Here is a 20943-nt window from a genome sequence, read left to right as displayed (position 1 = left end):
CGACAGCCTCGCCGTTAACGCGCGAAGGCGCGCGCCTGGCCGTAAATCTCGGCCAGGTCCGCCGCTTTCCCTGCCTCCAGCAGGCCTACCCAGGTGTCCAGCGCGGCGCGGGCCACGGCTCCGGAAATGTCGATGGCCAGCCGCAGTTCCATCTGGTCGGCCCGCTCGGGACCGAACTTTGCGCTCAGGGCAGCCAGCAGGTCCTCGGTCCGCTCCACTGTCTGCCGTACCTGCGCCGAACGCAGCGAGGGTTCCTTGCGGATCAGTTGGCTGACCTGCAGCATCCGCTGGGCAGCCGGCGAACCATTGTCGGTGTAGGGCAGGATGGTCAGGGCGTAAAGCCGGTCCACCTCGTCGCGAACATCGCCCTGCGGATCCACCGAGGGCAGCCCCGCGGCAATGGCTTCATGAAAGTCCTGGTGAACTGGCAAAGCGGCTTCTTCCTTGGTGGCGAAATAGCGGAAGAAGGTCCGTGCCGAGACTCCGGCTGTGGCGGCGATATCGTCCACCGTGGTGCTGGCGACTCCGCCCTCCGCGAACAGCCGTAGTGCCGCATCGGTGATTTCCGCCCGTGTTTGCAGCCTCCGGCGCTCTCTCAAACCAGGTGAAACGGCACTCTGATGGGCCGCTGTCGCCCGTATTTCCGCGGTTTTGACCTTCATTCGCCTCTTTCATCCCTTCCGGTGCCCATCCGGACTTCCCGTGGCGCTGGCCAGCTTCTAGGATATCCCACATTTGCCCACCCCCTGCCAATGTGGCAGTATCTGCCATAATGGCATGAAAGGGCATTATTCTCATGAAGCTTAACGTAGGCGACAGTCTTGTCTACCCGCCGCACGGCGCAGTAACCGTAACAGGCGTTACCAACCGCTCCTTTAACGAGTCCGACACCAAGTACGTGCAGTTCCGCGTACACCACGACGGGCTGATGATCGAGGTACCCGCTGCCAAGGCCAAGGACCTCGGCGCACGCCAGCCGATCGGCAAGAAGGGCGTGCAGAAGGTCATCAGCATCCTGCGCACCCCGGTCTCCACCGAGAAGGAAATCTGGTCCCGCCGTTTCAAGGCCAACCAGGAGAAGATCACCAACGGGGACGTTTACAAGATCAGCGAAGTTGTTCGTGATCTGACCCGCCGCCTGCAGTCCGGCGTCGCCCCTGCCGGCGAAAAGCGCCAACTCGAACAGGCCCGGCGGATCCTGGTGTCCGAACTCGCCCTGTCCGAAAACACGGACGAGGCCGGTGCCGGTGCCATCATCGACGACGTCCTGCGCCCGGAAGACGTCGAAGAAACACCAGCGACGACGCCGAAGCGCGTCAAAGCGGCAGCCAGCGCCTAACGCGCAACATAGCAGTACTGCCAGCGGAGCCGGATCGATTCCGGCTCCGCTGTTGCATTCTCAGGAGCCGTTGATGATCCCGAGCTCGTGCAGTTGGGCGGCGATCCCGGCACCGTCCGGAGCGTAGATCCAATCGATGCCGGGGGTGGCGTTGGCCGGCTTGGCCTGCGAACGCCCGCCGGCCAGCACAGCCTCGCTGACGGACAGCTGGCGGATGGCAATCGCGGCAACATGCTCGGGATAGCGCTGGGCGAAGCCCGCGTAGATGGCCTCGTCATGCTGCCCGTCGTCGCCAATGAGCAGCCACTTCACGTCGGGGAACTCGCGGGCCAGCCGCATCAGCTGGCTGGTCTTGTGCTCCATCCCGCTGCGGAACCACCGCTCGCGGGTCGGCCCCCAGTCAGTGAGCAACAGGGCGCCGTCCGGGTACAGGTTCCGCGAGAGGAAGCGCGTGAGCGTCTGGGCTACGTTCCAGGCGCCGGTGGAGAGGTACAGCACCGGACTCCCCGGATGCTCCCGGGTGACACGTTCGAGCATGACAGCCATGCCCGGGGTGGCATTGCGGGCATGCTCGTCCAGCACAAAGGTGTTCCACGCTGCGAGGAACGGCCGCGGCAGCGCCGTGACCATGACGGTATCGTCAATGTCGGACAGGATGCCGAACTTAATGTCGGAGGGCACGATGTAGACCGCTGCCTCCACCGGGGTGGAGCCCTCGCAGCTGAGCGTCACCGTGGTCCAGCCTTCCGGCAGGTCAGCCGGCACATGCGAATCGACAACGCCGCCGCGGTCTGCTGTGACTTCATGCTGCTCGCCGTTGATGCCGATGACCACTTTGGCGTTGGCGACGGGCGGACTGATGAAGTTGCGCCAGCCGCGGATGCCGTCCGCCAGAATCTGCGAGGCAACCTTCCCGTTTTCGAACGCGCCTTCCTTGGCCATCACCACGCGCCCCAGCACGCGGACCCAGCCATTGGTCCCGTAGCCGGTGAACGGCAGGACGGCGACATTATCGCCACGCCCCCGGGCCCTGCCCTCACGCCAGCTCTGCCACTTATCCTCAAGGCGCATCCCGATATGGGCGGCCTTCTCCTGGATGTCCTCGTTCTCTACGCTGGATGACATACGCACAGTTTGCCATGCTGGTCCCGCCCCGCGGAAAGATTGCCAGCCTCAGGCCGGCAGGTGCGGATTTTCCGCCCGATTTCGGGGGTCAGCGACTAAGCTGACCCTATGCCCCAGGAACCGGTCGCTTCCTCTCCTCTGAGCGTTCCCGAAGCCTTCCTGCTGCTTTGCCTGCGCGATGAGGACGGCAAGGCGATGCTGGACGGATCAACGCTTGGCTACGGGCTCGGCGGGGCAATCCTCAGCGAGCTTGCCCTGGCCGGCGCCATCACCATCCAGGACCGGAAGGTCGTTCCCACGCCCGGTTATGGCGTCGACGGTTCAGGCGCTTACAAGCCCTTCATGCAGCTCATCGCCGCCGCCCGCAGACCGTATAAGACCGAGCACTGGGTGACGAAGTTCGCCAGCCGCTCCCCCAAGCAGCTGGTCGGCGACCTGCTCGCCGCCCGGAACATTGTGGCCCGTGCGGAAGGCAGGATCCTGTGGGTCTTTCCCACCGTCAAGTACCCGGAAGTCGATCCGGTCCCGGAGCAGCAGCTGCGCGAACGCATCGCCAACGTCCTGTCCGGTCTCCGGCCCGATGGCTTCAGCGCCAGTGTCATCGCGCTGGCGGATGCCACGAAGATTCTGGAGAAGCGTTTCGGCCCGGTCCCCAAGGAACGGGTGACAGAAATTACCGACGGCGACTGGGCGTCCAAGGCGGTCAAGGACGCCATCTCCGCCGCGATCACGGCTGCCACCACCGCAACCACCATGACCGCGGTGTCCTCAGCCGGATCGAACTAGCGGGCCGGCTTCTTCAACCAGCGGGCCGGGCCGAACAGCGGCAGACCTAGCTGGCTACTGCCGGCGTTGACCTCAGGCGCGGTCCGCCACTTCCTGGTGTCCGGATTCCCTGGCACAGTGTGCGCAGCAGTACATCCGCTCATCCGCCTCGACGCCGTGGCCCAGGATGCGGCAGCCGCAGTGCTCGCAGGTTGGAGCCAGGGCATGGATGGCGCATTCGAAACTGTCATAGGTGCCGGTCTTGTCGCCCTTGGTGATGGTGAAGGTCTTGTCGTACGAATTGCCGCAGGTATCGCAGGTTTCCATGAGCATGCCCTTTCGGGCGGTTGGCGCCGGGACCCGATGCCGCGGCACTGGTAATACTCAGCCTACTTAGTGCCCATGTGGTTGGCCATGGGTATCAACGTGGTTGGTCACCGCCGGTGACCGGTGGAACCGCAGCCGAGCAGCCGCCGTCGTTATTGCCGGCGGCAACTTTTCCATATGCTTCGAACCCCTGCAGCAGTAGAATTTAAGTGCTGGTACTCCGTCAGATACGCCCTACCAACAGCCGGGTATGCGCCCGGCGAAAAATTGTTACTCACAGTTTTGGGAGGAGAAATGACCACCGCTTCACCGTCTGCGCATCATGCACATGTCTCACGTGGAAATGTGCGAAACGCTGCGATGGGCTCGGGCATTGTTCTAATTGTTCTCGGCGTCCTGGGATTCATTCCAGGCATCACCATGGCTTATGACCAGCTGGCATTCGCCGCCGGTTCCGAGGCCATGCTCTTCAACGCATTCCAGATCTCCATGCTGCTGAACATCGTCTATATCGTGGTCGGTGCTGCGGGGTGGGCCATGAGCCGTACGGCCGCCGGGGCCAAGGACTTCCTGCTTGGTGCGGGCGCCCTGTACCTGGCCATGTGGATTTATGGCCTGATTATCAATCTGGAGTCCGCGGCCAATTTCCTGTCCTTCAACGTGGCGACCAACTGGCTGCACTTCATTGTCGGCGTAGTTCTGGCGGGACTGGGGGTTGCGTATATGGTCCGGCACCGTGGCGACACACGGATGAATACCTGACCGGTTTCCAGAAAAAAGGTGCCCTGTACGCGAAACGTACAGGGCACCTTCATATGCAGCTTCATTTCGGCTCAGTCCGTCTCCGGGGTGGCCTCCAGATGTCCGGTGGGCAGGTCCTCGTCGAGGGGCTGGTCCTCGTCGAGGGGCTGGTCACTGTCTTTGTCCGTCTTGCCCGGCTCCGTTACGCCCAGAGCGTGCTTCCGGTCCGCCGATTCCTGCTGGATCTCTTCTTTTGATGCCATGACTACCTCCTGGTGCCGCGCGCCTGGCTCCGGCTGGATCCATTCCGGCGGGCCATGACCGACGGCTGCCGGTACCTCCACATTAACAGCGTACCGGCCGAAAAATAAGGGCGTGCAGGGCGGGCGCTGTGCGGCATGCACGGCTCCGGGCGGTAGGGATTTTATAGCTCGCCCACACTTGGCCTCTCCGGCCGTTCCTGAATGCCGGCTGGGAGATGGATTTGCCCGGGCCTGTTAGCGTCGGTGGTTAAGTTGATTGGAAAGGACTTTATGAGCAGCAAGAAGTGGCTTTTGGCCCTGGCCGTGGCGGGCTCTATTTCCGCCGTTACCGCATGCAGCGCCCCGGCCGGAGAAGGCGGGAACAGCGCGAGCACCCAGCAGGAAGCACCGCCCCCCAGCGGCGCGGCCTCCGAAGGCGCGAATCCGGAGGCACAGGAAATGCCCAAGCCGGATACCAAGGGCGTTCCTGACGTGGTGGCGGAAGTCAACGGCGAAAAGATCGCCAAGAAGGACTTTGTGGCCGCCTATGAAGGCCAGTTCCAGCAAGTTGCCATGCAGTCGCAAATGAGCGGGCAGAAGCCTGACCAGGACCAGCTCAAAGACCAGACGGTCGAAGGCATGATCAGTTCGCTCTTGCTCACGCAGGAAGCAGACAACCGCGGCCTCGAGGCACCCAAGAAAGAAGTGGATTCCACTCTGGACAAGCTGGTGAAATCGAGCCAGCTCAAGAGCAAGGACGAGTTCCTGGCTGCCATGAAGGACCAGGGCATGGACGAGAAAACAGTCATGTCCGAAATCGAGAAGCAGGTAAGAGTGGAAGCGCTCATTGCCGAAGAATCCGGGGACACCACGCCCACGGAAGACGAGTTGAAGAAGGCCTACGACCAGGCCAAGGCCCAGCAGGAACAAATGAAGCAGCAGGGCGGCGAGGCCGGGGAGCTGCCGTCCTTTGAGGAAGCCAAGCCGGCCCTCGAAGAGCAGTTGAACGGCCAGAAGCAGGGCGAAGCAGCGCAGGCATTGGTCAAGGACCTGCGCGCGGATGCGGACGTAAAGATCCACCTGTAGCCCCAGTGCGGGGCTGGCTGCCGGCCGCGCCGGCAATCACCCTGTCGGTATCCGAAATCCTCGCTGCACGGCCCTGACGGGGAATCACCCGAGTCTGGTCCCGCCGTCGTGCATTAAACAGCTCCGCCCTGCCGCGCTTCACAAGCGCTGCAGGGCGGAGCTGTTTCTGCTCGGCTAGGCCTTGGTCAGGCGCTGACGGCCAGCAGTTCGCTGCGGATGGTGGTGAAGCCCTTGGCCCACGGGACCAGTTGGTCGACCATGGGGGTCAGTGTGCCGGCGTTCTGTTCGGTCGGCTTGAAGTCGGCGAAGTTCTCGAAGTCGGTGAAGAGCGAGAACATCACCTGGTTGCGGACCACGGCGATCTGCAGTTCGGCGAGCACGTTGCGCAGGTGCTCGGCGGAGCGGACGCCGCCCATGGAACCGTAGGACACAATGCCGGCTGCCTTGTTGTTGAATTCCACATTCAGGAAAGACAGGGCGTTGGTCAGCGCCGGCCCGACGGTGTGGTTGTATTCGCTGGCTACGAAGATGAATCCGTCAAACCCGGCGACCTTCGCGGACCAGGCCTTGGTGTGCTCGTTCTGGTAGCTCTGGTACATAGCCGGGGCCGGCTCATCCAGCAGCGGCAGATTGAAATTCGCGATGTCCACCAGTTCGAATTCGGCATCGGTGCGGCCCGCGGTCTGCGCCAGTACCCACTCGGCCACCGAGCCGTTCACCCGGCCCGGGCGGGTGCTTCCGGTGACGACGGCGATCCTCGGCAGGCCGGCGGCGCGCTCGGCAGGAGCAGCCTCGACTACCGGAGCCGGAGCGGCAACCTCCACTGCCTCAGGGGCGGGAGTCTGCTCAACAGGGGTTTCGGCGGAGCGACGGCCGTTGGACGAGCGGAAAAGGTTCTTAAACCAGGACATGATTACCTTCTGTCGGTTGGTTGATTCTTCAACTATCCTAGAGGCAAGTTCATTGACGTGTCAACAAGACTGTGGAAAGCCGAAGGTGAGGCAGCGCGTCGGCTGGCTGGCGGCGAGAGCTGGCCTGGTCAGGGTGCGAGCGAGCTGCCGGGCGGACGGACGTATTCGAAGATCACCGTCGTATTGGTGCCGGCAACTTCGGGCCTGAGGCTCAGGTTGTTGGCCACGAGCTCCCGCAGCGCCTCGGAGTCGGCTACCGCGACATGGATCATGAAGTCCCGGTCCCCGGTGACAAAGAAGATGCTCTCGACGGCGGACAAGCCGGCCAGGTATTTTTCAAACCTGGTCAGGTTGGACCGCGCATCGGCCTGCAGCCGAATGGAGATCAGCGCTTGCAGGCCTCGCCCCACGGCAGCGGGGTCCACGTCGGCATGGAAGCCGCGGATGATGCCCCGCTCCTGAAGTGAGCGGATCCGGCCGTGGCAGGTGGATGGCGCGATGCCGGCAGCAGCAGCAATGGCGTTGTTGGGGGTGCGCGCATCGGCCTGCAGCAGCTGCACGATGATGCGGTCTGTTTCGTCCAGCACGGGGTGTCGAACGTTATTCGGCCGGCGCGTGTAACTTCCGGATTTTGTTGAATCACTCGGCATAAATCCAGCTTCGCCTAGAATCATTGTCGAATCAATTGCGTCTTGTTTTTAGATTGTTCACACTGGAGTAAATGCCATGTGGCATGAGTCATAGGTTAGGGAGAGCAAAGTGTACTCACGCGCACAGTCGCCGCGCACCGCCGTCGTTGTCGGTGCTGGAATGGTTGGCCTGGCTACGGCTTGGCACCTGCAGGAACGCGGAATCGAGGTGACAATTCTCGACCGCTCCGGTGTAGCGGCCGGCGCCTCATGGGGCAACGCCGGATGGCTGACGCCGGGCATGGCCATGCCACTGTCCGATCCGACCTTGTGGTCCTACGCCCCGAAGGCGCTTCTCGATTCCACCGCGCCGCTGCACATTCCGGCCCGGCTGGATCCGAAGCTTTGGGCGTTCCTGGCACGTTTCGGCCTGCACGCCACGGCGAAGGCGTGGAACAAGACGATGGCCGCACTGACCCCGATCGACCGCATGGCGTTGGATTCCTTCGACGAGCTGACGTCGAACGGCGTGGACGCATGGACACGGAAGGGCCCCTTTGTCATCGGCTTCGAGCAGGAGAAGGAAAGCGGCCCGTTCATCCACGAGATCCAGCAGGTGGAGAAGGCCGGCCAGCGCGTGCCGCTCAAGCGCCTGGACAATCCGCAGGTGAAGGTACCCCAACTGTCCGCCGGAGTCTCCACGGTTTATGAAATGGAAGACCAGCGCTTCATCGAACCCGGGCCGTTTGTGCAGGCACTCGCCGACGCAGTTCAGGCCCGCGGCGGCAGGATCGTGACCGGCGGCGAGGTGCACTCGCTGCGCCACGGCCCGCAGGGAATCTCCGTGGACAGCTACGGGCAGGACCCGGTGAACGCCGACGTCGTGGTGCTGGCTACCGGTGCCTGGCTGCCGAAGCTGGCCAAGCCGCTCGGGGTGAAGACGCAGATCCAGGCCGGCCGCGGTTACTCCTTCAGTGTGGCCACCGACGATCCCGCCGAGTTCCCCATCTACTTCCCGGCCCGCCGCGTGGCCTGCACGCCGTACCAGGGCCGGCTGCGCATCGCCGGCACGATGGAGTTCCGCGGTCCGGACGAGCCGTTGCAGACCGGACGCATTGACGCCATCCTCGCCTCGGTACGGCCGTTGTTTACCAACATGGATCTGGAGAACCTCGAGGACATTTGGGTGGGCGCACGTCCGGTCACGCCGGACGGACTGCCGGTGGTAGGCGCGACCCGCTCCCCCGGGGTTTACGTGGCTGGCGGCCACGGCATGTGGGGCATCGTCCTGGGTCCGGCAACCGGCAAGCTGCTGGCCGAGCAGATCGCCACCGGGCACGTTCCGGACGAGATCCGCCCCTTCGACCCCCTCCGGTAACAACATCCGGTCCGGTGACAGCACGAAAGGCCGGGTCTAGCATTGATGTCACACGGAAGGTGGCGTCATGGAGACACTGAGCATTCCCAACCTGAATGCGCGCACCATCGAAGGCCTCCGTGTGCTGGCCGCTTGCCACGGCCGCACACTGGAGACCGAGGCGCGTGCCATTCTTGAGCAGGCCGCCCGTGGCCTGACCGAAGCGGACGAGTTTCTCGCCTCGATTGTCACCCATGACCAGCCGGCCCCTTGAAAGAACTACGTCCTGCCGCACATTGAAGTTGCGGCAGGGCAGAGTTTTTTTGCTGGGCAATACTTTTACCCGCTGGGTCAGCCGCCGAAGATCGGTGCGATGGCCTTGACCAGCTGCTGAACACCGAGGATGCCGAACAGCAGGGCGCAGATGCCCAGGGCAATGTTGGTGTGCAGCTTGTTGGCCCATTCCTTGGGCACGCGCTTGCCGTTGAGCAGGCCGAGCAGGGTCAGGGCCAGGAACGGCATGAACAGCGAGCCGAGTACGCCGTAAGCCAGGATCAGGCCGATCGGCTTGCCCAGGATGAACAGCAGCATCGGCGGGAACGTCAGCCAGAGCACGTAGAACTTGAAGTACTTGCCGCCCACGCGGGTGTCCGGGTGACCGGATTCCTTCTTGCGCATGTGGCCCCAGAAGTCGGCGAACATCAGCGACACACCGTTCCAGACGCCGATAATCGACGAGAACGATGCGGCCCAGAAACCGACCAGGAAACCGGTGCCGACGACGTCGCCGTAGCGTTCATTGAGGACACCGGCCAATTCCAGCAGGCCTTCGTCGCCACCGCTGATGGAAACTCCGGCGGAGCGGACAACCTCCGCACCGACAATAAGCATGGCCAGGACGAAGACGCCGGTCATGATGTACGCAACCGAGTTGTCGATCCGCATGACGCGCATCCACTTGGGTGTGTACCAGCCCTTTTCACGCAGCCAGTAGCCGTAGGCTGCCAGGGTGATGGTGCCGCCGACGCCGCCGGCGAGGGCCAGCGTGGACAGGAGTCCGCCTTCGGCCGGGATCGAGGGGATCAGGCCCGTGAGCATTTCGGGGATGTTGGGAACCGCAATGACTGCCAGCCCCACAACGGTCACAAACATGATGCCGACGAGGACCGCCGTGATTTTCTCGAAGGTAGCGTACTTGCCGAACCAGACCATGGCGAAACCGGCCAGGCCCATCATGATCGCCCAGACCCATAGCGGGAACACCGGGAACAAGGCGGCCAGCGGCAGGGCCGCCGAGGACATCGCGGTTGCACCGTAGACGAAGCCCCAAATGATGATGTACGGACCGAAGTACCAGGTGGTCCAGCGGCCGAGGGTGCGCCAGCCTTCGAAGATGGTCTTGCCGGTCGCCAGGGTGTAACGGCCAGCGCCTTCAACCAGGACGATCTTCAGGATGACACCGACGATCACGGCCCAGAAGAGCTGGTATCCGAACTGCGAGCCGGCCACCAGGGTGGCCACCATGTCCGCGGCACCGACGCCGGTCGCCGCAACGACGAGTCCGGGGCCAACAATTTTCCATTTGGCGGGCTTGCCGCCGTCGTCGTCAATCCGGTCGGCGTGGTTCACCGCTCCGGTTGGCGTGTTGTTGTCAGCTGACATCAGCCATTTTCCTATCCTTGGGGAGTTTCGTCCCGGGTCCTTGGCGGTATGCCGGCCATCACGGGAACCCGTGTATTGTTTCACAACTTCCGACCGGACAGTCAGTAATACGTAGTCAACTCGATAGCTGGAGCGATGGGCGGGGCGATTTTGTCGACCAGCGGATTCCGGTCCGTCGGCGGTACGCGTATGTTGCGTGCGCCGACCAGCGGATTCCGGTCCGTCGGCGGTACGCGTATGTTGCGTGCGCGAATTTTCCACACGATGGGGGCCGTGGGGAAGAGGTACGGCGGAGATTCCACGTTTAAGTCGCAAGATTTCCTAACCCTCAACCAATTAGGGCACAAGAGTTTGACGCAAAGGTAAGCCTAAGTAAAGGTTGCCTATGTTCCTTTCTCCGGCTACCTCAGGGAGTCTGCTGATGACTTTGCTGCCCCAAACGGAAGAGCGGGCCGACTTCGGCGCGCGGATTGAACTGGCCCTCGGCGCCAGTAACCAGCTCTTCAACGCCCGCAATTCCCCGCGCTATGTGGCCGACGTGCTGCAGGCCGTCAATCTCGTCGCCACCAAAGTCTCCCGCGTCGACAGGCCATTCACCGGGATCGCCCCGGCACAGCTGGCTCCCGCGGTGGAAGCCGTCGACCTGGAAGCCCCGCTGGCCGACACTGCCGCTGCGCTGGAAGAGCTCGAAGCCCTCTACCTTCGCGACGCCGTCTACTTCCACGACAGCAAGTACGCGGCCCACCTGAACTGCCCGGTGGTCATCCCCGCGCTCGTGGGCGAGGCCGTCCTCTCGGCGGTGAACTCCTCGCTGGACACCTGGGACCAGAGCGCCGGCGCCACGCTGATGGAACGCCGGCTGATCGACTGGACGGCCGGCCGGCTGGGTCTAGGGCCTTCGGCGGACGGCGTGTTCACCAGCGGCGGCACCCAGTCCAACCTGCAGGCCCTGCTGATTGCCCGCAACCATGCGGTCAGCAAGCTTCGACAGAATCCCGCCTTTGCCTCGGAACGCCTGCCCGGGCTGCTGGACCGGCTGCGGATTTTCGCCTCCGAGGCCAGCCATTTCAGTATCGAAAAGTCCGCCTCGCTCCTGGGCCTGGGTTACGACGGCGTCATCCAAGTTGGGTGCGACGCTCGCCAACGGATGGACCCGGCTGCCCTGCGAGAGGCCCTTGTCGCCAGCCGTGCCCGGGGCGAGTTCCCGCTGGCCATCGTGGCGACAGCAGGCACCACAGACTTCGGCAGTATCGATCCGCTCGCAGCCTTGTCCACGCTGGCCGAGGAGTTCGGCGCGTGGCTCCATGTCGACGCGGCCTATGGCGGCGGACTCATCACCTCGCTGCGGTACAAGCACCTGCTGGACGGCGTCGGCGCCGCGGACTCGGTCACGGTGGATTACCACAAGACGTTCTTTCAGCCGGTCAGCTCCAGTGCCATCCTTCTGCGCGACGGGGCCATGATGGGGCATGTGGCCTACTACGCGGATTACCTGAACCCGCAAAGCACGGCAGGCACGGTTTCCCTCAACCAAGTGGACAAGAGCATCCAGACCACCCGCCGCTTCGATGCCCTCAAGCTCTGGCTGACCCTGCGCATCATGGGACCGGACGGTATCGGCGCCCTGCTGGATGAGTCGATCGACCTGGCCCGGCAGGCCGGCGAACTGCTGGCGCATGACCCGGACTTCGAGCTCGCCGCGCCGGCCCAGCTGAGCACCTTGGTCTTCCGCTACCTGCCGCAGGCTCCGGACAGCCAGGGCAACCTCGGCGGCACCGACGGCCTCGACGGCGAAACGGCTGATGCGCTGAACCTCCACATCCGCCAGGCCGTCTTCGCTTCGGGCAAGGCGGTCATCGCCGGGACCAAAGTCCAGGGCCGGCACTACCTGAAGTTCACCCTCCTCAACGCGGAGACCACGCTGGAAGACCTGCAGGAGATCCTCGCCCTGGTCCGTAGCATCGGCGCCGGCTACCTGGCGGGAGAGCGTGCATGAACACCAAAATCCACGACTTCATTGCCATCGGCGTCGGCCCCTTCAACCTGGGCCTGGCCGCACTGACCGAACCGATCCCCGAGCTCGACGGCCTGTTCCTCGACGCCCGCCCCGGCTTTGACTGGCATCCCGGCATGCTGCTCCAGGATGCCCACCTGCAGGTACCGTTCCTGGCCGACCTGGTCACCCTCGCCGACCCCACGTCGTCGTACTCCTTCCTGAATTACCTGAAGGACACCGGCCGGCTGTATCCGTTCTACATACGCGAGAATTTCTACCCCCTCCGCGCGGAATTCAACCAGTACTGCCAATGGGTGGCGGCCAAGCTGCCCAACGTCCGGTTCGGCGAGCGCGTGGTCCACGTCGGGTATGACGACGGCGTTTACGAGGTCCGCGCGCGCAACGCCCGCAGTGGCTGTGAAGCCGTCAGCCGCGCCCGCCGGCTGGTGCTGGGAACCGGGACGGAGCCGTTGGTCCCCGACTCCTGCCGGGGCATCCTTGATGCCGGCGGAACCGCGCTGCACAATTCGCAGTATGTGGAGCGGAAACGCGAGTTGCAGGACAGCGCCAGCATCACGATTGTCGGCAGCGGCCAGAGCGCCGCCGAGCTGTATTACGACCTGCTGCAGGACATCGATACCTGCGGATACGAGCTGAACTGGGTCACCCGTTCGGGCCGGTTCTTCCCGCTCGAATACACCAAGCTGACGTTGGAAATGACGTCGCCGGACTACGTGGATTACTTCCACGCCCTGCCGCCGGAAACCAGGCATGGCCTCAATGCCAGCCAGCACAATCTGTACAAGGGCATCGACGGCGCCCTGGTCAACGACATCTACGACCTCCTCTACACCAAGAGCCTGGCCGGTCCCGTGCCCACCCGGCTGCTGACCAACTCCGCGCTGGAAGCCGCCGAGTACAACCCGGCAACCGGACTCCACACGCTGGAACTGCACCACCTCGAACAGGGGCGGAGATTCACGGTGGCGAGCGCCGCCGTCGTTCTTGGCACCGGCTATACCTATCGGGAGCCGGATTTCCTCGCCGGGATCGAGCAGCGGATCCGGCGGGACGGACAGGGCCGGTTCGACGTGGACCGCGGCTACGGCATCGGCGTCGAACCCGGCGAGATTTTCGTGCAGAACGCGGAACTGCACACGCACGGCTTCGTCACGCCGGACCTGGGCATGGCCGCGTACCGCAATTCCTGCATCATCCGCGAGATGCTCGGCTGGGAGTACTACCCGGTGGAGCGGCGCATCGCGTTCCAGGAGTTCGGCGTTCCCCCGGCGGCTGCGTCCGGCGTTCAGCCAGGCGCAGCACCCGCGGAGACCTCAGCCCCGGCTGCTACCCTGGCCACCGCCTTGGCCACACCAATGGCAGCCGAGGCGGCGCTGTGAACTTCACCTTTGAGCCCATTGATCCCGTCCTGCACGCACCCCTCCTGCACAGCTGGGTCACGCAGGAATACGCACGCTTCTGGGACATGCTGGACGCCACGGTCAGCGACGTCGCCGACGAGCACACTAAGATTGCTGCCGATCCGCACCACGAGGCGTGGCTAGGGTACGACGGCGGTGTCCCCGCCTTCCTGCTCGAATGCTACGAACCGCGGCACTCACCACTGGCGGGCTGCTACGTCATGCTGCCGGGCGACGTTGGCATGCATCTGCTGGTCGGACCGCCGGAGGTTCCGCGCACCGGCTACACCGCAGCCGTCTTCCGCAGCGTTATGCAGTTCCTCTTCGACCGGCCCGGAACCGCACGGGTGGTGGTCGAGCCGGACGTGCGCAACGCCAAGATCCTCGCCCTCAACGCCCGAATGGGTTTCCGGCAGGACCGGGTCCTCACCCTGCCTGACAAGGACGCCCTGCTCAGTTTCTGCACCCGCGAACAATTCAGCCAAGCCATCGAAGGAGTCCGATCATGACTACCGCAGCCGATTCCCGCCACGCTCCCCTACCAACCAACGACGCCGCAACACACCGCGCCCCGGCTCCTGGCGCCACTTTCCAGACCGGTGCCTGGCAGCATGCGATGGCTCCCGGGACGGCTACCGCCGAGCCTGTCCATCTGACGCCTGCGCGCTGGGCCGAAGCGAACCGCCATCTGGTCAGCAAGGCCCTGGCCGAGTTCTCCCACGAGCGGATCTTCACGCCCGAGCCCCGCGGCGGCGGCGCCTACCGGCTGGTCTCCGACGACGGCCGGGTGCAGTACCACTTCGCCGCCGAGCTGCTGGAGCTTGACCATTGGCTGATCCCCGCTGCCAGCATTCACCGCGTGATCAACGGAGCCGAGCGGCCCCTCGATGCCCTCGATTTCATCACCGAGTTCCGCGGGACACTCGGCATCAACGAGGCCATGCTCCCGGTCTATCTGGAGGAGATCAGCAGCACGCTGTCCGGACACGCCTACAAGAATTCCGGCCCGGCCGCGGATCCTGCTGACGATCCGGCCGCCCCAAGTTCCAGGGCGCTGGCCCAGGGCGTCACGCACGGGGCAGATCCCGCCGCGGACTTCCAGACCATCGAGCGGTCCATGTCCGAGGGGCATCCCTGTTTCGTCGCAAACAACGGCCGGCTCGGTTTCGGCCTCCATGACTATCTCGCCTACGCCCCCGAGACCGGCGGCGGCGTGAGGCTGGTGTGGATTGCCGTGCACCGGAACCATGCGGCGTTCCACGCGGTCGACGGGCTGGGCTACCGGGAGCACATGGAGGCCGAACTTGGTGCAGCGGCCCTGGCCGTCTGCGACGCCGAGCTGACATCCCGTGGCCTGTTGGCAGAGGACTACCTGCTGATGCCCGTCCACCCCTGGCAGTGGGAGAACAAGCTGACAGTCACCTTCGCCGCCGAGATCGCGCGGCAGCGCATCGTCTACCTGGGATCGGGCGAGGACCTCTATCAGGCGCAGCAGTCGATCCGCACGTTCTTCAACCGGACTGACGGCTCCAAGTGCTACGTGAAGACGGCGTTGTCGGTCCTGAACATGGGCTTTATGCGCGGGCTCTCACCCGACTATATGGAAAGTACGCCGGCCATCAATGACTGGGCCTATCGCCTGGTCCAGGCCGACAGCACCTTGCAGGACCATGGCTTCAGCATCCTGCGCGAAACCGCTGCCATCGGGTACCGCAACCGCTATTTCGAGGCCGGCTCCCCGGCCGGCTCCGGGCACCGCAAGATGCTCTCGGCGCTGTGGCGGGAGAGCCCGATGCCCTCGCTGGCACCGGGAGAACAGCTGGCCACCATGGCCTCGCTGCTGCACCTGGATGCGGACGGGCAGCCGATGGCCGCCGCCTTGATCCGCCGCTCGGGTTTGTCTGCCACAGCCTGGCTGACCCGCTACCTACGGGCCTACCTGGTTCCGGTCCTGCACTGCTTTTACCGCTACCAACTGGTCTTTATGCCGCACGGCGAAAACCTGATCCTGGTGCTGCAGGACGGCGTCCCGGTGCGCGCCGTCATGAAGGATATTGGCGAAGAGATCGTGCTGCTGGGCGACACGGTTCAGGTGCCGGCCGAAGCCTCGCGCATTCGGGTCGAGGTGCCGGAGCAGGACAAGGTACTCTCCATTTTTACCGACGTCTTCGACTGCTTCTTCCGCTTCCTCGCCGCGATACTTCATGAGCACGGCGAACTGGACCAGCTTCAGTTCTGGCACACTGTCGCCGCCGTCGTGAGGGAATACCAGGAACAGCATCCCGAACTCGCGGACGCCTTCGCCCGGCACGACCTCTTCGCGCCGGAGTTCACGCTGTCCTGCCTGAACCGGCTGCAGCTACGCAACAACCAGCAGATGCTCGACCTGGCCGACCCCTCCGGCAGCCTCCAGTTGCAGGGAACGCTGGCCAATCCGCTGGCACGTTTCCGGCCGTAGCCGCGGGCAAGCATCAGCCGTCCCTCCGGGCTTTACCCGGACGGACGGCTACTGCGCTGTATGGCTAGTTTGTCCCGCTCTGCTGCTGGTTGCCCGTTACTCGCTGGAAGAAGTATCCGTAGTCAGCCCGCGGTCGTCCGGCTCCTGCCGGTCCTTTTCCGCCGCCGGTCCCGTGGGTTCGCCCGCCACCGGAATCTCGATGGATTCCGGATCGGCCGATGCATCCTCGGCGGAGGCCTGCTGGGGTGCGCCGACGTCCGGCGAACGTTCCTCGTGGGCCACCGGGGCGGGCCGTCCGTCGTTCAGGTCGTCGGATCCACTCTCGGAAGAACTGCTGCTGCCCGAACCGCTGCCGGCAGAACCGCTGTCCGAATGCCCGGTGTCCGCGGGAGTGGCCTCCGGGGTTTCTTCCGGTTCGAAGGTGCTTTCCTCTCCGCCGGCGCCCATGCCCACGCCGTCCTTCGTGTTGGGGATAGTCCCCTCCGGCTCGGTCGTCGGATCCTCTTGCGGATTGCTGGCGTCAGTGCTCATTGGCCTTCTCCTTCTCATCCTCAGGCGGCGTTCCCAGGCTGCATTGCAGTGCCCGCGGCCGGTGATTTCCACGCTAACAGTGCTTGCCGCCAAAGGTAAGGCTCCGCCGTCGTTCGCACGGCACGGTCCAAACCCTCGGTCCCGTTCGGCAGCCAGGTCCCGGCGAACCGTTGGTTGCCGCGGGAACGGAACTCGAGCCGGACAGCAGCAGCGATGGCGAAGGCGGCGGCAGCGCCAGCAAATAGGTGTGCCGCCACCGCGGCTGTGAGCCCAGCGCGAACCCGGCGCAGCCTGTCGGCGGTGCGTGACAAGATGGAAGACGTGCCCCAACTTTCTTTTCCGCAGGTGGATGCCGGCGAGATCATCCGCCATGTCGGTGGTGCCGCCTTCGCCCGCGGCAAGGCTTACTCCTCAGGCAACGCCGTCGAGGACCTGACGTGGGACCCGGACACCGGCGTGCTGCAGAGCCGCGTCAACGGCACTGCCGCAGTGCCGTACCGCTGCCGGGTCCAGCTCAAGAAGAAGCACGACGCCGGTTACAGCCTGCTCGATAATTCCTGCAGCTGCCCCGTGGGTTACGACTGCAAACACGTGGCAGCCACCTTGCTGTACGGCAATCTGATGCACCTGCGCGCAGCCGAGGAATTCAAGCTGCCCGCCGGACCCGCTCCATTTGCCGGTTATGGCGCCTCCGCTTCTCCGGCCGTGCCGCAGTGGCAGCAGGCGCTGGACACGTTGCTGGCAACAGGACCGCAGTCCGCTCCGAAGCGCGCTGCCAGCAGCATCGGAGGCAAGACGCGCAGCCGCGTCATGCCGTTGGGACTGCAGTTCGAAGTGCGGGACCAGACCTTGCAGGCGCACCAGCAATGGCGGCCCGGATCGGGCGTGAGCCATAGCGGCCGCGTTCCCACCAACCGGATCCAGCTCGGCGTGCGTCCGGTGGTCCGGAACGACAAGGATCGCTGGGTCAGGAACAACCTGCGCTGGAATTCCATCAGTTTCAAGACCTTCGGAATGACTCTGGATCCGGAGCAGCACCGCTGGTTTTCACAGTTTGTGCCGCTCCACCGCGCCGGCGGCCAGCTGCACTTCGGCGAAGACAATGACTGGCTGTACCTGGACGAGTTCAGCAGCCCGTTGCTGTGGCAGTTGCTTGACGAGGCCAAGCGCCTGGGTATTGCTATGCTCGGCGCCAAGGCGGACACCGCGGTCATCATCGGCCGGCACGCCGAGCTCCGCCTGGACGCCCGGGCTCCCGAGGCCGGCCTGACCCTGGAGCCCTCGCTCTACATCGACGGGACGCCGCAGCCGCTGGAAATGGCCGGCGCCATCGGCAACCACGGAGCCTACAGCTACGACAACGTGCTACGCCAAATCACACTGGCTCCCACTCAAAAGCAGCTGACTGGCGGCGAGCAGCAACTGCTGCAGCGACCCGCCGCCGTCTCTGTTCCCGAACAGGACGTCCCGCAGTTCCTCGAACAGGTCTATCCCCGGCTGCAGCGCACCATCAGCGTCACCAGCAGCGACGCCTCCGTGGAGCTGCCGGAAATCCTGCCGCCGGCGCTGGTACTCACCGCGACCTACGGCAAGGCGAACAGCCTGAAGCTGGAATGGGCCTTCGAATACGGCCGGGACGAGGCGGCCACCCGCAAGCCGCTCGAAGCAGACGCGCAGGAAACCGGCTACCGGGACGCGGAAGCCGAAGCCGAACTGAAGGCTGCCGTCCGCAAAGTCCTGCATGTTGAACACATTCCCGCCGAAACTACGGTCAAGGACATGGGCGCGGTGGATTTCACCCAGGAGACCATGCCCAGGCTGGAAAAGATCGACGGCGTGCGCGTGGATGTCATCGGCGAGCAGCCTGACTACCGCGAGCTCACCGAGACCCCCGAACTGACCATCAGCACGGTGGAAACCGAGCAGACCGACTGGTTCGATCTGGGTGTCATGGTGACGGTGGCCGGCCGCCAGATCCCGTTCGGCAACATTTTCAAGGCGTTGTCCAAGGGGCAGAAAAAGCTCCTGCTGGTGGACAAGACCTATCTGTCGCTGGAACAGCCGGTGTTCGACAAGCTGCGCGAGCTGGTGGATGAGGCTATGGCCCTGCAGGACCGCGGCAGCGGCGAACTGCAGATCAGCCGGTACCAGGCCGGGCTGTGGGCCGAGTTCGAGGAGCTCGCCGAAGACACGGAGCAAGCGCAGGCCTGGCAGCAATCGGTCAGCGGGCTGCTGAAGCTCGACCAGGTGGAGCCCGCTCCCCTGCCTGCCGGGCTGCACGCGGAACTACGCCCGTATCAGGCCGAGGGGTTCAACTGGCTGGCCTTCCTGTGGCGGTACCGTCTGGGCGGAGTCCTCGCCGACGACATGGGTCTGGGCAAGACGCTGCAGGCTCTGGCCCTGATGCTTCATGCCAAGGAAACTGCAACGGACGACGTCGGCCCCTTCCTCGTCGTCGCCCCCACCTCCGTAGTGCCCAACTGGGTGACCGAAGCCCGCCGGTTCGCTCCCGGCCTGCGCGTCACCTCGATCACCGACACTCAGGCGCGCACCCGCCGCCCGCTGTCCGAGACGGTGGCAGAGGCCGACGTCGTTATCACTTCCTACACAATCTTCCGGCTGAACGCCGAGGACTACCAGGAGCAGAAGTGGGCCGGGCTGATCCTTGACGAGGCGCAGTTCGTGAAGAACCGCACCACCAAGGCACACCAGGCCGCCCGCCACCTGCAGACACCGTTCAAGCTGGCCGTCACCGGCACACCCATGGAAAACAATCTGATGGAGCTGTGGTCAATCTTCGCGATTACGGCCCCGGGGCTGTTCCCCTCGGCGCTGAAATTTGCGGACACGTACCAGCGGCCCATCGAACGCAGCGGCAGCACGGAACTGCTGGCCAGATTACGACGACGGATCCGGCCCCTGATGATGCGCCGCACCAAGGAGGCAGTCGCTTCGGACCTGCCGCCAAAGCAGGAGCAGATCCTCGAGGTTGAGCTCAGCGCCAAGCACCGGAAGATTTACGACACCCACCTGCAGCGCGAGCGGCAGAAGATCATGCGCCTGGTGGACAACATGGACAAGAACCGGTTCACCATCTTCCAATCGCTGACGTTGCTGCGCATGCTCAGCCTGGATGCTTCGCTGATCCACGATGACTACGCCGCCGTTCCGTCGAGCAAACTGGATGTCCTCTTCGAGCAGCTCGAGGATGTGCTGGCGGAAGGCCACCGGGCACTGATTTTCAGCCAGTTCACCAGCTTCCTCAAGAAAGCAGCTGAACGATTGGATGTCGAGGGCGTCGAGTACACCTACCTCGACGGCTCCACCAGGCGCCGGGCCGAGGTTATCAACCGGTTCAAGGAAGGGCACGCACCCGTCTTCCTGATCAGCCTCAAGGCCGGTGGCTTCGGCCTGAACCTGACCGAAGCGGACTACTGCTTCCTGCTTGATCCCTGGTGGAACCCTGCCAGCGAGGCCCAGGCTGTGGACCGGACGCACCGAATCGGGCAGACCAAGAACGTGATGGTCTACCGGATGGTCGCCAAGAACACCATCGAGGAGAAGGTCATGGCCCTGAAGGAGGGCAAGTCCAAGCTCTTCTCCTCCGTGATGGACGATGATGCCATGTTCTCCTCTAAACTCACCGCCGACGATATCCGCGGATTGCTCGAGGGCTAGGCACTCCGGCAGCCTTAGGCTCCGTCGGTTTCCCGTCGAGGGTCCGGCGTCCCGGAGGAGCGTCAATGCACTGGAGTGCCTACTCGAGCGACAAGGCCTCGCGGTAGACCCAACTGCCGCCGCCGTCGCGCACAAATGTGCTGACCTCGTGGTGCTCGTGGTCGGCGCCGCCCTGCCGGAAATGGGCTGTAAATTCGACGGTGCCCATTTTGTCCTGCGGGCCGCCCTTTCGAGTACCGAGGATCTCTAGTCCCGTCCATTTCTGTTTCGGATCCAGTTCCACTGCGGTGGGCCTGGTCTCGACGTACCAGGTTTGCAGAAGGTAGTCCTCCGCCCCGACGGCGAAAGCTGAATAGCGGGACCGCATCAGCTCCTCTGCTGTGCTCGCCGCGACTTCACCTCGATGGAACCGGCCGCAGCATTCGGCATACTCCTGCCCGCTTTGGCAGGGGCAAAGGGCTGAGCTATCGTCGATCGACGAGGCGGTAGATTTCACCCGCCCATTATCCCGCCGCTTCACCGCTGGTCAGAATGGTGGTTCTTTTTCGGGTTCCGGTGGTGGTGGTTTTTTGGGTTTGAGGGCTCTCCGTGGTTGGTGGTGAAAACGGGTACGGGCCCAGTTATGTGAAGGGCCCGTAGCCCTGCTGTGATGGATGTTCTCGACGCATTCATCAC

At 64.1% G+C, this 20943-nt stretch carries 20 protein-coding genes; 11 read left to right on the top strand and 9 right to left on the bottom strand.

Features of this window, described 5'->3' with window-relative positions; genetic code table 11:
* Positions 1–14: 14 nt before the first annotated feature.
* A complete protein-coding gene (locus B0G38_RS21865) occupies positions 15–662 on the bottom strand; it encodes a TetR family transcriptional regulator (RefSeq protein ID WP_264671417.1) in 648 nt (215 codons plus the stop codon).
* 134 nt (positions 663–796) lie between these two features.
* On the opposite strand from B0G38_RS21865, the gene B0G38_RS21860 reads away from it, so the two are divergent.
* Positions 797–1339: a CarD family transcriptional regulator gene (locus B0G38_RS21860; RefSeq protein ID WP_264671416.1), complete on the top strand. Its 543-nt coding sequence runs from the start codon at positions 797–799 to the stop codon at positions 1337–1339.
* Between the two features lie 60 nt (positions 1340–1399).
* Here B0G38_RS21860 and B0G38_RS21855 read toward each other — a convergent pair whose 3' ends face one another.
* Positions 1400–2464 carry an App1 family protein gene (locus tag B0G38_RS21855; protein WP_264671415.1) on the bottom strand — a complete coding sequence of 355 codons (1065 nt, stop codon included), beginning with the start codon at positions 2462–2464 and terminating at the stop codon, positions 1400–1402.
* A gap of 108 nt (positions 2465–2572) precedes the next feature.
* Between B0G38_RS21855 and B0G38_RS21850 the strand changes: the two genes are divergently transcribed.
* A complete protein-coding gene (locus B0G38_RS21850) occupies positions 2573–3250 on the top strand; it encodes a GOLPH3/VPS74 family protein (protein ID WP_264671414.1) in 678 nt (225 codons plus the stop codon).
* Positions 3251–3322: 72 nt separating this feature from the next.
* On the opposite strand, the gene B0G38_RS21845 is transcribed toward B0G38_RS21850, so the two are convergent.
* Positions 3323–3556: a hypothetical protein gene (locus tag B0G38_RS21845; protein WP_264671413.1), complete on the bottom strand. Its 234-nt coding sequence runs from the start codon at positions 3554–3556 to the stop codon at positions 3323–3325.
* 345 nt (positions 3557–3901) lie between these two features.
* On the opposite strand from B0G38_RS21845, the gene B0G38_RS21840 reads away from it, so the two are divergent.
* Complete coding sequence (locus B0G38_RS21840) at positions 3902–4318, top strand: DUF4383 domain-containing protein (RefSeq protein ID WP_319801280.1); 417 nt, start codon at positions 3902–3904, stop codon at positions 4316–4318.
* A 71-nt stretch (positions 4319–4389) separates the two neighbouring features.
* Here the strand turns inward: B0G38_RS21840 and B0G38_RS21835 are convergent, their stop codons facing one another.
* Positions 4390–4560 (bottom strand): hypothetical protein, encoded by a 171-nt coding sequence (locus B0G38_RS21835; protein WP_264671411.1) that lies wholly within the window; start codon positions 4558–4560, stop codon positions 4390–4392.
* Positions 4561–4830: 270 nt separating this feature from the next.
* Between B0G38_RS21835 and B0G38_RS21830 the strand changes: the two genes are divergently transcribed.
* Entirely contained in the window at positions 4831–5625 is a 795-nt protein-coding gene (locus B0G38_RS21830; RefSeq protein ID WP_264671410.1) for a SurA N-terminal domain-containing protein, read from the top strand.
* A gap of 185 nt (positions 5626–5810) precedes the next feature.
* On the opposite strand, the gene B0G38_RS21825 is transcribed toward B0G38_RS21830, so the two are convergent.
* Together B0G38_RS21825 and B0G38_RS21820 are read right to left on the bottom strand one after the other, a co-directional pair.
* The gene (locus B0G38_RS21825) at positions 5811–6536 is read right to left on the bottom strand and encodes an NADPH-dependent FMN reductase (protein WP_319801279.1); all 726 of its coding nucleotides are present in this window, start codon (positions 6534–6536) and stop codon (positions 5811–5813) included.
* Between the two features lie 128 nt (positions 6537–6664).
* Entirely contained in the window at positions 6665–7123 is a 459-nt protein-coding gene (locus B0G38_RS21820; protein WP_264671409.1) for an Lrp/AsnC family transcriptional regulator, read from the bottom strand.
* Between the two features lie 172 nt (positions 7124–7295).
* Here B0G38_RS21820 and B0G38_RS21815 point away from each other — a divergent pair, with 172 nt between their 5' ends.
* Together B0G38_RS21815 and B0G38_RS21810 are read left to right on the top strand one after the other, a co-directional pair.
* Positions 7296–8543, top strand: coding sequence for an NAD(P)/FAD-dependent oxidoreductase (locus B0G38_RS21815; RefSeq protein WP_264671408.1), 1248 nt, complete (start codon positions 7296–7298; stop codon positions 8541–8543).
* 67 nt (positions 8544–8610) lie between these two features.
* Positions 8611–8796 (top strand): FitA-like ribbon-helix-helix domain-containing protein, encoded by a 186-nt coding sequence (locus tag B0G38_RS21810; protein WP_139006108.1) that lies wholly within the window; start codon positions 8611–8613, stop codon positions 8794–8796.
* Positions 8797–8873: 77 nt separating this feature from the next.
* On the opposite strand, the gene B0G38_RS21805 is transcribed toward B0G38_RS21810, so the two are convergent.
* A complete protein-coding gene (locus B0G38_RS21805) occupies positions 8874–10184 on the bottom strand; it encodes an Nramp family divalent metal transporter (protein ID WP_264671407.1) in 1311 nt (436 codons plus the stop codon).
* A 421-nt stretch (positions 10185–10605) separates the two neighbouring features.
* Here B0G38_RS21805 and B0G38_RS21800 point away from each other — a divergent pair, with 421 nt between their 5' ends.
* From B0G38_RS21800 to B0G38_RS21785, 4 genes are all read left to right on the top strand, one after another.
* A complete protein-coding gene (locus B0G38_RS21800) occupies positions 10606–12180 on the top strand; it encodes a pyridoxal phosphate-dependent decarboxylase family protein (RefSeq protein ID WP_264671406.1) in 1575 nt (524 codons plus the stop codon).
* Positions 12177–13580, top strand: a complete 1404-nt coding sequence (locus B0G38_RS21795) for a lysine N(6)-hydroxylase/L-ornithine N(5)-oxygenase family protein (protein ID WP_264671405.1) — start codon at positions 12177–12179, stop codon at positions 13578–13580. The genes B0G38_RS21800 and B0G38_RS21795 overlap by 4 nt, the downstream gene beginning before the upstream one ends.
* A complete protein-coding gene (locus B0G38_RS21790) occupies positions 13577–14110 on the top strand; it encodes a GNAT family N-acetyltransferase (protein WP_264671404.1) in 534 nt (177 codons plus the stop codon). Before B0G38_RS21795 ends, B0G38_RS21790 begins: the two co-directional genes overlap by 4 nt.
* 107 nt (positions 14111–14217) lie before the next feature.
* Positions 14218–16059 (top strand): IucA/IucC family protein, encoded by a 1842-nt coding sequence (locus B0G38_RS21785; protein WP_264671427.1) that lies wholly within the window; start codon positions 14218–14220, stop codon positions 16057–16059.
* Between the two features lie 96 nt (positions 16060–16155).
* Here B0G38_RS21785 and B0G38_RS21780 read toward each other — a convergent pair whose 3' ends face one another.
* Complete coding sequence (locus B0G38_RS21780; RefSeq protein ID WP_264671403.1) at positions 16156–16590, bottom strand: hypothetical protein; 435 nt, start codon at positions 16588–16590, stop codon at positions 16156–16158.
* Between the two features lie 321 nt (positions 16591–16911).
* On the opposite strand from B0G38_RS21780, the gene B0G38_RS21775 reads away from it, so the two are divergent.
* A complete protein-coding gene (locus B0G38_RS21775) occupies positions 16912–20268 on the top strand; it encodes a DEAD/DEAH box helicase (RefSeq protein ID WP_264671402.1) in 3357 nt (1118 codons plus the stop codon).
* Between the two features lie 79 nt (positions 20269–20347).
* On the opposite strand, the gene B0G38_RS21770 is transcribed toward B0G38_RS21775, so the two are convergent.
* On the bottom strand, positions 20348–20764 hold the full coding sequence (locus B0G38_RS21770) for a YchJ family protein (protein WP_268019824.1): 417 nt from the start codon (positions 20762–20764) through the stop codon (positions 20348–20350).
* Positions 20765–20943: the final 179 nt, after the last annotated feature.

Source organism: Crystallibacter permensis, assembly GCF_025960875.1.
Classification (GTDB): Bacteria; Actinomycetota; Actinomycetes; order Actinomycetales; family Micrococcaceae; genus Crystallibacter; species Crystallibacter permensis.
The sequence above is the reverse complement of the archived record's forward strand: the minus strand, read 5'-3'. Positions and strand labels throughout refer to the sequence as shown.

Excerpts from the sequence above, each read along its gene's own strand:
- B0G38_RS21795 (WP_264671405.1), top strand. The coding sequence starts at position 12,177 with ATGAACACCAAAATCCACGACTTCATTGCCATCGGCGTCGGCCCCTTC.
- B0G38_RS21810 (WP_139006108.1), top strand. The coding sequence starts at position 8,611 with ATGGAGACACTGAGCATTCCCAACCTGAATGCGCGCACCATCGAAGGC.
- B0G38_RS21845 (WP_264671413.1), bottom strand. The coding sequence starts at position 3,556 with ATGGAAACCTGCGATACCTGCGGCAATTCGTACGACAAGACCTTCACC.
- B0G38_RS21855 (WP_264671415.1), bottom strand. The coding sequence starts at position 2,464 with ATGTCATCCAGCGTAGAGAACGAGGACATCCAGGAGAAGGCCGCCCAT.
- B0G38_RS21825 (WP_319801279.1), bottom strand. The coding sequence starts at position 6,536 with ATGTCCTGGTTTAAGAACCTTTTCCGCTCGTCCAACGGCCGTCGCTCC.
- B0G38_RS21865 (WP_264671417.1), bottom strand. The coding sequence starts at position 662 with ATGAAGGTCAAAACCGCGGAAATACGGGCGACAGCGGCCCATCAGAGT.
- B0G38_RS21835 (WP_264671411.1), bottom strand. The coding sequence starts at position 4,560 with ATGGCATCAAAAGAAGAGATCCAGCAGGAATCGGCGGACCGGAAGCAC.
- B0G38_RS21785 (WP_264671427.1), top strand. The coding sequence starts at position 14,218 with ATGGCTCCCGGGACGGCTACCGCCGAGCCTGTCCATCTGACGCCTGCG.
- B0G38_RS21860 (WP_264671416.1), top strand. The coding sequence starts at position 797 with ATGAAGCTTAACGTAGGCGACAGTCTTGTCTACCCGCCGCACGGCGCA.
- B0G38_RS21830 (WP_264671410.1), top strand. The coding sequence starts at position 4,831 with ATGAGCAGCAAGAAGTGGCTTTTGGCCCTGGCCGTGGCGGGCTCTATT.
- B0G38_RS21850 (WP_264671414.1), top strand. The coding sequence starts at position 2,573 with ATGCCCCAGGAACCGGTCGCTTCCTCTCCTCTGAGCGTTCCCGAAGCC.
- B0G38_RS21800 (WP_264671406.1), top strand. The coding sequence starts at position 10,606 with ATGACTTTGCTGCCCCAAACGGAAGAGCGGGCCGACTTCGGCGCGCGG.
- B0G38_RS21805 (WP_264671407.1), bottom strand. The coding sequence starts at position 10,184 with ATGTCAGCTGACAACAACACGCCAACCGGAGCGGTGAACCACGCCGAC.
- B0G38_RS21780 (WP_264671403.1), bottom strand. The coding sequence starts at position 16,590 with ATGAGCACTGACGCCAGCAATCCGCAAGAGGATCCGACGACCGAGCCG.